General features: G+C 66.0%; 9 protein-coding genes. 5 read left to right on the top strand and 4 right to left on the bottom strand.

The features are described from left to right. The first annotated feature begins 397 nt into the window (after positions 1 to 397). Positions 398 to 2,068: an NRAMP family divalent metal transporter gene (locus AB4Y31_RS08075; protein ID WP_368673507.1), complete on the top strand. Its 1,671-nt coding sequence runs from the start codon at positions 398 to 400 to the stop codon at positions 2,066 to 2,068. Between the two features lie 84 nt (positions 2,069 to 2,152). Here AB4Y31_RS08075 and AB4Y31_RS08080 read toward each other — a convergent pair whose 3' ends face one another. The 3 genes from AB4Y31_RS08080 to AB4Y31_RS08090 all read right to left on the bottom strand — a co-directional run bounded on the left by AB4Y31_RS08080 (position 2,153) and on the right by AB4Y31_RS08090 (position 8,156). Then, on the bottom strand, positions 2,153 to 3,178 hold the full coding sequence (locus AB4Y31_RS08080; protein WP_368673508.1) for a class I fructose-bisphosphate aldolase: 1,026 nt from the start codon (positions 3,176 to 3,178) through the stop codon (positions 2,153 to 2,155). Between the two features lie 180 nt (positions 3,179 to 3,358). Continuing rightward, a complete protein-coding gene (locus AB4Y31_RS08085) occupies positions 3,359 to 7,027 on the bottom strand; it encodes an ATP-binding protein (RefSeq protein ID WP_368673509.1) in 3,669 nt (1,222 codons plus the stop codon). A 217-nt stretch (positions 7,028 to 7,244) separates the two neighbouring features. Further along, complete coding sequence (locus AB4Y31_RS08090) at positions 7,245 to 8,156, bottom strand: DMT family transporter (RefSeq protein ID WP_368673510.1); 912 nt, start codon at positions 8,154 to 8,156, stop codon at positions 7,245 to 7,247. 329 nt (positions 8,157 to 8,485) lie between these two features. On the opposite strand from AB4Y31_RS08090, the gene AB4Y31_RS08095 reads away from it, so the two are divergent. The 3 genes from AB4Y31_RS08095 (at position 8,486) to AB4Y31_RS08105 (ending at position 11,208) form a co-directional block, all read left to right on the top strand. Continuing rightward, positions 8,486 to 9,352 (top strand): helix-turn-helix domain-containing protein, encoded by an 867-nt coding sequence (locus AB4Y31_RS08095; protein WP_368674451.1) that lies wholly within the window; start codon positions 8,486 to 8,488, stop codon positions 9,350 to 9,352. Between the two features lie 165 nt (positions 9,353 to 9,517). Next, on the top strand, positions 9,518 to 10,828 hold the full coding sequence (locus tag AB4Y31_RS08100) for an Nramp family divalent metal transporter (protein ID WP_368673511.1): 1,311 nt from the start codon (positions 9,518 to 9,520) through the stop codon (positions 10,826 to 10,828). A 170-nt stretch (positions 10,829 to 10,998) separates the two neighbouring features. Continuing rightward, positions 10,999 to 11,208: a hypothetical protein gene (locus AB4Y31_RS08105; protein WP_368673512.1), complete on the top strand. Its 210-nt coding sequence runs from the start codon at positions 10,999 to 11,001 to the stop codon at positions 11,206 to 11,208. Between the two features lie 53 nt (positions 11,209 to 11,261). Here AB4Y31_RS08105 and AB4Y31_RS08110 read toward each other — a convergent pair whose 3' ends face one another. Then, positions 11,262 to 11,741 carry an N-acetyltransferase family protein gene (locus tag AB4Y31_RS08110; RefSeq protein ID WP_368673513.1) on the bottom strand — a complete coding sequence of 160 codons (480 nt, stop codon included), beginning with the start codon at positions 11,739 to 11,741 and terminating at the stop codon, positions 11,262 to 11,264. A 137-nt stretch (positions 11,742 to 11,878) separates the two neighbouring features. Between AB4Y31_RS08110 and AB4Y31_RS08115 the strand changes: the two genes are divergently transcribed. After that, positions 11,879 to 12,325 (top strand): SRPBCC family protein, encoded by a 447-nt coding sequence (locus AB4Y31_RS08115; protein WP_368673514.1) that lies wholly within the window; start codon positions 11,879 to 11,881, stop codon positions 12,323 to 12,325. Positions 12,326 to 12,333 lie beyond the last annotated feature (8 nt).

A 12,333-nucleotide genomic window follows, 5' to 3' on the forward strand; every position in this document is an offset into this window, starting at 1 on the left:
TCTGCCTGACCGGCAGGACGTCCGCGCTGATTCCCCTCTTCGCCGCCGTCTAGCCAGCAGGCAGACGGTGCGCTTCGTAGTCTTCTTTCTCTGACATCACTCGCGCATCGCTTCGAATGGCCGTTCCGCCATCGGGACGGAACGCGTGCGTATGGCCGGTATGGCCGTTTCCGCTCGCACGTCCGTTTTCGATGGTTCGGTGCGCACGGGCCTGGCGGGTTCGTGCGCCATTCGTTCGCGCGGCCGGCCGTACTGGCCGCGCGTGGTTGAACATGTCCGCGCGTAGCGCGGGCGAAAAGCGAATCGTCGAACACGATCCGTCGCTGCGCGGATGCGCAAACGCCCGGCGGACCGAGTCGTCGCTCCAATAACCGGCATCATCAGCGGAAGAAGCGAAATGTCCACACCTGCAAACATCACGAACCTGGCCCGAGCACGTAGCGCCGTGCTCGACGACGCGCACATCGGCGACATCAGGGGTGCGTTCGGCACCATCGCCCATCACGACGTGGCGCCGCGCCGCACGTGGATGGCGCGCCTGCGCACGCTGCTCGCCATCCTCGGCCCGGGCCTCATCGTCATGGTCGGCGACAACGACGCCGGCGCGTTCGGCACTTACACGCAAGCGGGCCAGAACTACGGCACGACGTTGCTCTGGACGCTCGCCCTCCTGATTCCGGTGCTTTACGTGAACCAGGAGATGGTGCTGCGGCTCGGCGCCGTCACGGGCGTGGGCCACGCGCGTCTCATCTTCCAGCGCTTCGGCAGGTTTTGGGGCGCCTTCAGCGTCATCGACCTGTTCCTGCTCAATGCGCTCACGATCGTCACCGAATTCATCGGCATCACGTTCGCGCTGCAATTTCTCGGCGTGCCGAAGATCCTCGGCGTCTGCGCGGCCGCCGTGCTGACGATGGCCGCTGTCAGCACCGGCGACTTCCGTCGATTCGAGCGCTTTGCCATCGTGCTCTGTGTGCTGAGCCTGCTGCTCGTGCCCGTGCTCGTATCGATCCATCCGCCCGTCGGCGTCATCGCGCACGACTTCGCCGTGCCGGGCTGGCCGCATCGTGCGAAGCTCTCGGACGTCATGCTGCTCGTGATCGGCATCGTCGGCACGACGATTGCCCCGTGGCAATTGTTCTTCCAGCAGAGCTACGTGATCGACAAGCGCATCACCCCGCGCTTCATGAAGTACGAAAAGGCGGACCTCTGGATCGGGATCGTCTTCGTGATCGTCGGCGCTGTCGCGATGATGGCGTTCACGGCCGCGCTCTTTTCCGGCCGCCCCGAGTCCGGCAACTTCACCGACGCCGGCGGCGTGATCGCGGGGCTGCACCAATATGTCGGCAAGACGTCGGCAACGATCTTCGCCGTGGCGCTGCTCGACGCATCGATCATCGGTGCCGCCGCGGTTTCGCTTGCGACGGCCTACGCGATCGGCGACGTGTTCGCGATCCGTCATTCGCTGCATCGAGGCGTGTCCGACGCGAAGGGGTTCTATCTCGTCTACTTCGCGATCATCGCGCTTGCCGCCACGCTCGTCCTGCTGCCGGGCACCCCGCTCGGCCTCTTGACCGAAGCCGTGCAAACGCTCGCCGGCGTGCTGCTGCCGAGCGCGACGGTGTTCCTTTTGCTGCTTTGCAACGACAAGGCGGTGCTCGGCCCATGGGTCAACTCGAAGCGGCTCAACGCGTTCACGGGCAGTGTGATCGCGGTCCTCGTCGTGCTCTCGATCATCCTGACGGCCGCGACGGTCTTCCCCGACATCACCGGCGCCACGATCGTTGAGATCCTCACCGGCGGGATCGTCCTCTTCGTCGTCGGGTACCTGGGGACGCTCATCGCGCAGCGCCGGGTCGCGAGGCCAGTCCTCGGCGGGGAACATAAGCCGGCACGCGGGACTGACGACGCCCACGCAGAGCGCGATTCATGGCGTATGCCGCCGATCGACGAATTGCCGCCGCCGAAGCTGACGCTTTCGACGCGCGTATGGATGGCCGCGTTGCGCGGATATCTGGTGATCGCCGTCGGGCTCGTCGTCTTCAAGGTCGTGCAACTCGCGGTGCATTGACCAGAGCAACTGCACACGCCGGCCGCTGCCGCTCGATGATCGCCATCGTGCGGCAGCGGTCCAGCTCCCAACGCCAGGTCCGGTTCAGCCCTTCTTCTCGTCCGCGGCGTCGTAAGATCCGCGTGCCGCGGCTCCGTTGAGCCGTGCGCGCTTGAGCAGCGCCTGACGCGCTTCCCCGACGTTCGCGGACTGGCCGCGCCACGCTTTCAACGGCGGCTCCTGCAGCGCCCTCGCATAAGAGAAGCTGAGCGGCCACGGGCGCCGCCCCGTGCGATTGATCGCATCGAGATGCGCGGTCGCCTGCTCAGGCGTCTGGCCGCCGGACAGGAAGAAAACGCCGGCCACGACGGGCGGCACCGTACGGCCGAGCACCGTCACCGTGCTCGATGCGACTTCGTCGATACTCGCCTGCTTCGCGTGTTCCTTGCCCGGCAGCACCATGCTCGGCTTCAGCAACATCAACTCGAGCGCGACGCCATGGCGGTGCAGCGCATGAAACACCTCGTGCAAGACCGCTTCGGTAACTTCGGCGCAGCGCTCGATCGAGTGATCGCCATCGATCAGCACCTCCGGCTCGACGATCGGCACGACGCCCGCCTCCTGGCAAATCGCCGCGTAGCAGGCCAGCGATTGCGCATTCGTCTCGATCGCCAACCGGCTCGGCAACGTGTCCGACACGTTGTAGACCGCGCGCCACTTCGCAAAGCGCGCGCCCTGCTCCTTGTAACGCGCGAGTCGCTCGGCGAGCCCGTCTAGCCCTTGCGTGATTTCGTCGCCGGCCGCATTGACGAGCGGGATCTTGCCTTTGTCGACCTTGATGCCCGGCACGATGCCCTGGCGCTCAGCCAGACGCGGCAGCAGTTCGCCGTCGTCGGCCTTTTGCCCGAGCGTTTCCTCGTATAGGATCACGCCACTCACGAACTCGCCGAGCCCCGGCGCACCGAGCAGCAGGCTGCGCCACTGACGGCGGTTCTCTTCCGTCGACTCGATGCCGACCGTCTTGAACCGCTTCGCGATCGTGGGGCCGCTCTCGTCGGCTGCGAGCAGCCCTTTGCCCTCCTGCACGAGGGCATCGATGGTGGCGTGTAATTCCTCTCTGGGCGTACTCATCGTCGATCCTCCGAAAGCCGTTGCACCAGGGACCATTGAATGCCGGCGACTTCGAGCCGCAAGAAGACTCCGGCGCGCGGACGAACCGCCTGGTGCCGGTCCGCCCAGCGCTGCAAGTTCGGTGCCCAGGAAGCGCCGGGGCATGGCGCGGCATGGCACGCATCGCCGGCCGCTCGCCCGTCACTCGTGAGTCGCCTCTCCATCGTCAGCCATCATCGCAGTGCCTGATTCCGCAATCCGTGCGACACCGCGCCGAAACGCTGCGAGCGCCTGCGCGCTACCAGCGATTCCCTTCGCGCAAACCCGGTCCCGCAACGCGCTGCAGCGCCGGCTCGCCTCGCGCTCGCCGAGCGCGAGCAGCGCGCCGTTCACTCGGTGCAATGCTTGTAAGAACGACTCGGTGTCGCCACGTTTTGCGGCGGCGCACAAGCGCTCATCGTCCTCGGGCCAGGATGCGGCAAACACCGCGTGCAGCATTGCGGCGCGCGATCTGGGGGCACCCGCCTGCGGCGCGACGAGCAAATTCATCGATGGAAAGCCGGGCGTCGAGGGCGGCACCGATGAGGGCGGCACGCGCAACGGCGGCTGCGACGACGCGAGCACGATGTCGAGCGCCTCCTGCAGCCGCTCGAGCGAGAGCGGCTTCATGAGAAGCGCGGCGAAACCGCTGCGCCTCGCGTCGGCGGCCGCGTTCGGCGCGGCGGTATGCGCGATCACGGGCATCGTCATCCCTTCTTTGCGCAAAGCCGCGAGCAGTTCGCGGCCACCCATGAGAGGCATGCAGAGATCGGCCACGACGACGTCGCAAGCGTGCCGCTGGCAGGCGGCAAGCGCCTGCTGCCCGTCGGCTGCGACGGCGACCTGGCGATAGCCGAGCGCGTCGAGCTGGTCGGCGAGCAGCGCGCGGCTGACGGGATCGTCGTCGACGACGAGGATCCGCGCGCCGGGATGTTCACAGCTTGGCGGCGAATGGGTATCGCGGCTCCTGTCTGGGCCGGGCACCGCCCCGTCGCTCCCGCAAGCGACGACGGCCAGCTCGAGCTTCGCCCAGCAAAGCGAAGTGATGTGCAGCGCGCCCGCGCGACGTTGCGGATAAAGCGGGCCGCGCTCGGAAACGACGACGACGTCGACATACGCTGTAAGCGCCGCGCGCCAGGCCGGCGGAATGTCGTCGTCATGAGAGCCGAGCACGATGAGGGTACGCACGTCCGTCGCCGCGAGAGGCGCATCGGGGCGTGCTTCTTCGATCCGGGCTACGCCACCGAACCGGTGACGCAACCGGGCGACGAGCGTGGCCCGCCAGGCGGCGTCGTCGCAAGCGACGGCGATCGCATCGAACTCCAGCGTCTCATCGATCGGTGCGGCCGCGCAGGTCTTCGCAGTCGGATCGCGTGACAGCGGCAGACGAACCGCGAAGACGGCGCCGCGCCCCTCCACGCTTTTCACGTCGATGCGGCCACCCATCAGATCGACGAGACGCCGGCTCAGCGACAACCCAAGACCGGTGCCGCCGAAGCGGCGCCCGATCGAACCGTCGGCCTGCACGAACGGCTCGAAGATGCGCGCGAGCTGACTTGCCGGAATGCCGATGCCCGAATCGGCGACGGACAGCACGACCATCTCGTCGCCGCCCGCCGCTTGCGCCACCGTCGCGCGCAGCGTAATAGAGCCGCTTTGCGTGAACTTGCAGGCGTTGCCGAGCAGATTCGTCACGATCTGCGCGATGCGCAACCCATCGCCGTTCCAACTGCCGCCGATCGACGGATCGATGAGGCAGAGAAAGCGCAGCCCCTTGCCGGTGATCGCCGGCGCGAGCGTCTGCGCGCAACGCTCGACGACTTCGTCGAGCCGAAACGGCTCGAGGTGCAAGCGCAGCTCGCGCGCCTCGGCCTTCGACAGATCGAGCACATCGTCGACGAGCGAAAGCAAGGAATCGAACGCGCGCCTGACTGAGCCGACGCGCGCGGCCTGCGAAGGCGTCAGCGCCTCCATCGACAGCAGCTCGAGATTGCCGAGCGCGCCATAAAGCGGCGTGCGCAGCTCATGGCTGATCGTGGCGACGAGCATCGACTTGGCGCGACTCGCCTCGTCGGCGGCCTGCCGCGCACGGCGCAGCAGCCGGACGGTTTCCTTCTGGCGGCTGATGTCCGTGAGGCTGCAAAGCACGACCTCCTGCAGGCGATAGCGCGCCCGGGCAAATGCCACGGCGAGTTCGCGGCGCGTGCCATCGGCCCCTGTTACGGACACCTCAGCGCTCCGAATAGCGCCGGTGGGCGTCGAGCGCGCCCCCCTGGACGCATCGACGAGCCCGTTGTGACGCGCACCGCGGGACCCGCTGCCGGATGCCGCTCGCGTGGCGCGTCGGCGCCCTCGGCGTGCGCGGCGGCGCCTGCGCGGACGGGGCTCGAGTAGCCGCGCGTAGAAGCCAGCCTCGTCGGTCGATGCTGACAGCAATGCGCGCGCAATGTCGTTCTGCAAGACGATGCGGCTTGTCGCGGGATCGAATACGGTAAGGCCGACAGGTGCGGTGGCGAGCACCGTGCGGCTGAACGCCTCGCTTTCGAAGACGCTTTGCGCGCGCAGGCGGAGCGGCGCGAGCACAAACCGGTCGATCAGCAGAACGAACGCCCACTGCACCGCGAGCACGACCGAAGTCAGCGCGACGGTCCAACCGATCGGCCCCTTGAGATTGGCCGCGATCATGCGCCAATCGAAGGCCGACACCGCGATCCATTCGGGCCCGGCAATACGCTGGATGATGAAGAAATCGCCGCCGCGACGTACGAGCCGTACGCGCTCGTCGGCGACCTCGAAGACAGACGGTTTCGCAGCCAATGCGCGCATCCAGCGCTCGCCGCGCGGACTCGACTCGTCGATGCCGATCAGATGGCGGCGATCGCGCGACACCATGAAGAAATCGGGATCGTGCACCGCCGGCTGGAAGAGCCGGGGGATCTGTCTGGCCGGCAGCGTCACGGCGAGCACGGCCAGGCGCTCGTCGCCGCGATAGATCGGCGCCGCGTAGTGCTTGACGAGGGCACCGTACATGTCCGAGTCGTGGAGCGTGACCCAGAACACCCGATCGCGGCGCAGCAAGGCGTCCGCGTGATTGCCGAGCTCCGCGTCGACGTGGGCGACATAGCGGTCGATGAGGGCCTGGATGCCGTCCGAGGCGGGCCGCGCGGCCACGCTCGCGTTTTCGTTGCGCCCTGGCGCGGGCGTGGGCGCCTCGGTTCCCTCCGCGTGCGCGCCGCCCATGAGCCTCTCGTTGCGCAGCGGCGGCCAGGCCGCCAGAAAGCGCCGATCCTCGGTATAGAGAAAGCCGCCGATGTCGTCGGCCGCTTCGTGCCGCCTCAACAGCGAGCGCGGCGAAATTTCGCGCACGAGCCGCAGCAGGCCGGCGAGACGCTCGCGATCATCGGGCGCCGTCAGCGTCGAAACGATCGTGAACGGCGCCGCACCGAGGTCCTGCCCCGTGACGACGATGCCGCCGTTTTGCGCGAGCAGCCGCGAATAGCGGTCGACAGGCACGACATCGCGCTCGTGCACGGCGCTGAGCGCCTCGTAGGTTTCGACCGTATGCCGCAAGCGCGCCTGATTGCGCTCGACCGACGCGTTGACGAAGTCGCGCTGCGCGAGGAAGCCGGCACGCCAGTCGTCGATGCAGCGCGTATAACGATGCGCGATGCCGGCGATGGCGGCCGCGAGGATCGAAAGCGTCAGTACGGCACCGCCGCCGAACAGCAGCGTGCGATCGTAGAGGCCGGGGAGCGATGCGTTTTCGGCGGACCGGCGCAGGCGCTTGCGCCATGCGGCCAGCCTGCGCGACCACGAGCGTTTTCGGTTCATCGGCGCGAAGTCCTTATGGCGCCTCGAACTGGGCGCCGCTAGCGTAGCGAGTGAGAGGCCGCTACGCTAGCCAAGTCGAGCAGCGATGTAACAGAGAATGCCCAAAGGTAGGACGATCGCTCAGTGTGCGGCGCGGGCGGCGAGCGACGAAGGAGCGACGAACGAGCGTTGATCGGCGCCGCGCCGGTCTTTGTCGCGTCAGCGCTTCCCGGCGCGCTCACACACGGGCGGTGCGCTCGCGCTTGCGCACGAACGGCAAGCGCCGCAGCACGTTGAAGGCAATGAGGTTACCCGTCACGACGAGCAGGAGACCGACGACGGCTGAAGGAGACCAGCGGTAGCCTTCGAACACCGTCGAGACGGCGAGCGCGACGAACGGAAACAGCACCGTGCAGTAGGCGGCCCGCTCCGGACCGATGCGTCCGACGAGCGTCAGGTAGGTCGTAAAGCCGATGACCGAGCCCGGTATGGCCAGATAGACGAGCGCGCCGAGGTAGCGGGCCGTCGATTCGGGCTCGAAAGAGAGACCCGCCGCGAAGCTGCCGGCCGTCAGGATCGCGGCGCCGATCAGCATCGCCCAGCCGTTCGTCACGGTCGGGTGCAGCCCCATCGCCTGCATGCGGCTCGAAAGGAGATTGCCGGCCGAAAACGACATCGTGCCGACGAGCGTAATCACGAGCCCCACCCACATCGCATGATCGTTCGCATGCCCGACCACCTGGGGCGCAAAAAGACACAGGATGCCGATCAGACCGAGCACGGCGCCGACGATCGCGCTTGGCTGCAGCGTACGGCCCATAAAGATGCGCCCGTTGATCGCATTGAAGAGCGGGGCCGTCGAGAAAACGACGGCCACGAGCCCGCTCGGGACGATCTGCTCGGCGTAGTAGAAGCAGAGAAAATTCACGCAAAAGAGCGCGAGACCCTGCGAGAAAAGCAGCGGCCAGGCCTTGCGCGGCGGCAACAGCGGGCGGCGCATGAGACGCACGAGCGCCAGCATGACGAGCGCCGCGAGCCAGAAGCGAAAGGCGATCGAGACCGGGGGCGCGACGACGCCGGTCTGCCATTTGATCGCGATCCAGGTCGTGCCCCAGATCAATACGGTGGCGAAATAAAGCAAGAGATTCATGTTCGAGTCCGATTTGTCTTTTGGCCGGAAGCTCGCCAGCCGCACGCAAACGCGCGTTCGGGCGGACCGACGGCGAAATCGAGTCCGACTATGCATCGCCGGCTGGTCCCGGCGTTGTCCAGCCTTGCGGTTTTTTCGGGACAGAAAGGCGCCGAACGCGGTGGCTCGCTATACTCGGAACTCCTCGATTGATCGTCACTAATTGCATTTTTGCCGTGGATGCGAGCCTGTTCCTGACTACCGCCGATCGCGCCGGCGCACCTTCGGCGTGCGCCGCGCCCGACGCCGCCGTCGCGGCCGGTGCGCGCGTGGACGAGCCGCCGTTCGGGATGCACTCGATCGGCCGCACGCTCGCCGAGGCCAACGCGACGCTCGAGCGTTTCGCCTGGCTCGGCGATCGGCTCGCGGCAGCTGTCTGGCGGCGCGACATCGTCGAAGCGGAAACGGCTTACGACAATCCAGGCCACCATACGCTCTCGTGTTACCTCGACGGCGGTCATCGGACCGAGCGACAAAAGCTGCCGGGACGGTATGGCGCGCCGCAGCGGCTTTGCGCGCTGCCGAGCGATCACGAATCGCGCTGGTGGGTACGCGGGCACATGCATTTCGTGCATCTCTACTTCCTGCCCGAGCATTTCACGCGCCGGGCCATCCGCGAGCTGGACCGCGAACCGCGCGAGCTCACGCTCGCCGATCGGACTTACTTCGAGGACGCGCGGCTGGCGGCGCTCTGTCAATCGCTCGCCGTCGCGCCGTGGGACGACCCCGACGATCGGCTGCGCGCCAACGAAGCCGCGCACGAGATCCTGAGCCTCTTGCTGCGCGGCCAGGCCGTGCGCCGCGAAGACGCACCCGTCACGGGCGGGCTCGCCCCGGCGACGCGCCGCCGCGTACGCGAATACATCGACGCTCACCTGTCGCGCTCGGTCACGCTCGGGGAACTCGCCGACGTGGCCTGCCTGTCGGAATTTCACTTCTCGCGCATGTTTCGCTCATCGTTCGGCATGCCGCCGCATGCGTGGATCGCCGAGCAACGCATCGAACGCGCCCGGGCGCTGCTGCGCTCGACGACGCTTGCGCTCGATCGGGTTGCGGCCGAATGTGGCTATGCGAATACCAGCCATCTCGGCCACCGGTTTCGCGCGGCCGTGGGCGCCTCCCCGCTCGGCTTTCGGCGCGCGATGAACGCCGCTTGAATACCGTTCCCTCGTTCTTGCCCCGCATCTAGGTGCGCTATCGCATCGATAGGCACCCATCGTTATCGCCGCGATGCGAACGTTCAATTGTTCTTTTTGCGCGGCGCACGGCACCATTCGTCGTAACAGGGTTGAAGCAACGAAAGCGCGACGACGAGGTGTGCGATGACGACAGCACAATTACAGCTGGGAATGACGGAAAGAACGACGCAGGCAATCGGCGCCGCGCTCGCCCCGCGCGGCACGAGCCTGCGCTCGGCGCTGCTCTTCGCCGGCCCCGCCGTCGTCGCCTCCATCGCCTACATGGATCCGGGCAACTTCGCCGCCAACATCCAGGCCGGATCGCAGTACGGCTATTCGCTGCTCTGGGTCGTCGCCGTGGCCAACGTCATCGCGATGCTGTTTCAGGCGCTCTCGGCCAAGCTCGGTATCGTCACGGGCCGCAATCTCGCCGAAATGAGCCGCGAGCACTTTTCTCGGCCCGTCGTCTACGCAATGTGGGGCGTCAGCGAAATTGCCGCAATGGCCACCGACCTCGCCGAATTTCTCGGCGGCGCGATCGGCCTCTCGCTGCTGTTCCATTTGCCGTTGTGGGCCGGCATGATCGTGACGGGGATCGTCACGTATGGCATCCTCGCGGCCGAAAAGCGCGGATTTCGGCCGATGGAACTCATCATCGGCGGGTTGATTGCCGCCGTTGCGCTCTCGTACGTGATCGAGCTTTCGATCGTCGATGTGGACTGGCAACAAGCCGTGCACGGCGCCACCGTGCCGCAATTGCAGGGCGCCGGGGCGTTGTCGGTCGCCGTGGCGATGCTCGGCGCGACCGTCATGCCGCATGCCATCTACCTGCATTCCGGACTCACGCAGAACCGCGCGCCGGCGCGCAACAATACCAGTCGCCTCAAGCTTTTGCGCTTTTCGAATTGGGAAGTGGTCATCGCGCTTTCGGTCGCCGGGCTCGTCAATATGGCGATGATCGTCATGGCGTCGGGCGCGTTTCACGACGGGCACGCCGACGTGGCGCAGATCGAGACCGCCTATCACAGCCTCGTGCCCCTCTTCGGCGCCGGCGCGGCTGCCGTGTTCCTTATTGCGTTGATCGCGTCGGGCGTGTCCAGCTCCGTCGTCGGGACGATGGCCGGGCAGATGATCATGCAGGGCTTTGTCGGCTTCCGGATTCCTGTCGGCCTGCGCCGCCTCGTCACGATGGTGCCGGCCATCATCGTCGTCGCGCTCGGCGCCAATGCTACCGAAGCACTCGTCTACAGCCAGATCGTGCTCAGCCTCGCGCTGCCGGTTCCGATGATCGCCCTCCTCGTATTGACGAATCGGCGCGACATCATGGGGCCTTTCGCCAATACAGGCACGGTGCGGCTTGCCGCCGTGGGGGCGACCGCGTTGATCGTCGTGCTCAACGTCGTGCTCGTGTTGCAGACGCTCGGTGTGGCGGTACCGGGGTTGGGCGCGGCCTGAGCGACGCGGATTGTTCACGCGCGCATAGCAGTGATTTCAGATGCCGCGTATTTATTCGTGAGATGTCGCCTTTTAGACTGGTTTCATGTAGCAACAGTCGGCGCCGTTCCGGATACGGCAGCAGCGGCCCCGGAGGCCGGCGGCGGCATTTGAAACGATTGGAGGTTGCCATGTTCGCGACATCGGAATATCTCGCGCTCGACGAAATGAACAAGCTCGTCGAATGGACGCAGGCTTGGTACGAAGAAGCGCTTTCGGCCAACTACGTCGAGGAACCCTATCAGCCCGAGGCTGAGGTGCTGACCCGTATGCATCAGTACTTCCGGTTCGGTCTGACGCCGGAAGAGGCGGTGCAGGCGTGCTTTGGCCTCAAGCACTGAAGCGTGAACGGGTTCAGAAGAACTTCGAAGTCGGCCGGGCCGCTCGCTGGTTTTCAGAGCGATCGTCGATACATCACGAAACCCGGTTTGTCCGCTACGGAATCGTAGAGGCGCATTGCGGTGTGGTTGCTTTCGTGCGTGTGCCAGTAGACGCGTTCGGCGCGCGCGGCACGCGCTTCGGCGTAGACCGCTTCGATCAACGCGCGGCCGACGCCCTTGCCGCGCTCGCTCTCGAGCGTGAAGAGATCCTGCAGATAGCAGATGGGGCCGGCGAGCGTCGTACTGCGGTGATAAAGAAAATGCACGAGGCCGACGAGGGCCTCGCCGCGCTGCGCGACGAACGCGTGCATGGGCTCATAGCCCTCGAAGAACCGCGACCACGTCAGGTCCGTGATCTCCCGCGGCAAGGCCGTATCACCGAAACGGCCATAGAAACGGTTATAGCCGTCCCATAGGGGGAGCCAACGGTCGAAATCGCGTTCCTCGATGGGCCGTACGATCAGCGGCGCGTCGGTGGTCAATGATGCGTTCACTCGAGTTGTCCTATTCTGCAGGTTCTGTAGGCGCGACGAGAGGGCATGCTAGCACGCATGCGCGCTGTCGATTTCTCCCAGCCTCGATCGTCGCGTAGGATCGGAGACTCATCCTCCGTTCACTCCGGGAGTCGATCATGTCTACACAGACCGTCCGTCTGCATCGAGTCATTCGCGCCACGCCCGAACGCATCTATCGCGCATTCCTCGACGCCAATGCAATGTCCAAGTGGCTTCCGCCGAATGGGTTCACCGGCAAGGTTCATGAGCTCGATGCGAAGGTGGGGGGGCGCTACAGGATGTCGTTCACGAACTTCACGACGGGCGATAGCCATTCTTTCGGCGGCGAGTATCTCGAGCTCGTGCCGCATGAGCGACTTCGGTATACAGCGCAGTTCGACGATCCGAACTTGCCGGGGACCATGCAGACGACCGTGTCGCTAAGGGCTGTGATCTTCGGAACGGAGCTCCATGTCGTGCAGGAAGGCATTCCGGAAGTCCTTCCCGCCGAAGCGTGCTATCTCGGGTGGCAGGAGTCGCTTGCGTTGCTCGCCTTGTTGGTGGAGGCCGAGATTCGGCAGTAGTTGAATGG

The organism is Trinickia sp. EG282A, from assembly GCF_040965455.1.
Lineage (GTDB): Bacteria > Pseudomonadota > Gammaproteobacteria > Burkholderiales > Burkholderiaceae > Trinickia > Trinickia symbiotica.

What these genes read in the sequence shown, in the direction of transcription:
- AB4Y31_RS08105 (WP_368673512.1), top strand. Translation starts at nt 10,999, where the DNA reads ATGTTCGCGACATCGGAATATCTCGCGCTCGACGAAATGAACAAGCTC.
- AB4Y31_RS08080 (WP_368673508.1), bottom strand. Translation starts at nt 3,178, where the DNA reads ATGAGTACGCCCAGAGAGGAATTACACGCCACCATCGATGCCCTCGTG.
- AB4Y31_RS08095 (WP_368674451.1), top strand. Translation starts at nt 8,486, where the DNA reads ATGCACTCGATCGGCCGCACGCTCGCCGAGGCCAACGCGACGCTCGAG.
- AB4Y31_RS08085 (WP_368673509.1), bottom strand. Translation starts at nt 7,027, where the DNA reads ATGAACCGAAAACGCTCGTGGTCGCGCAGGCTGGCCGCATGGCGCAAG.
- AB4Y31_RS08115 (WP_368673514.1), top strand. Translation starts at nt 11,879, where the DNA reads ATGTCTACACAGACCGTCCGTCTGCATCGAGTCATTCGCGCCACGCCC.
- AB4Y31_RS08100 (WP_368673511.1), top strand. Translation starts at nt 9,518, where the DNA reads ATGACGACAGCACAATTACAGCTGGGAATGACGGAAAGAACGACGCAG.
- AB4Y31_RS08075 (WP_368673507.1), top strand. Translation starts at nt 398, where the DNA reads ATGTCCACACCTGCAAACATCACGAACCTGGCCCGAGCACGTAGCGCC.
- AB4Y31_RS08090 (WP_368673510.1), bottom strand. Translation starts at nt 8,156, where the DNA reads ATGAATCTCTTGCTTTATTTCGCCACCGTATTGATCTGGGGCACGACC.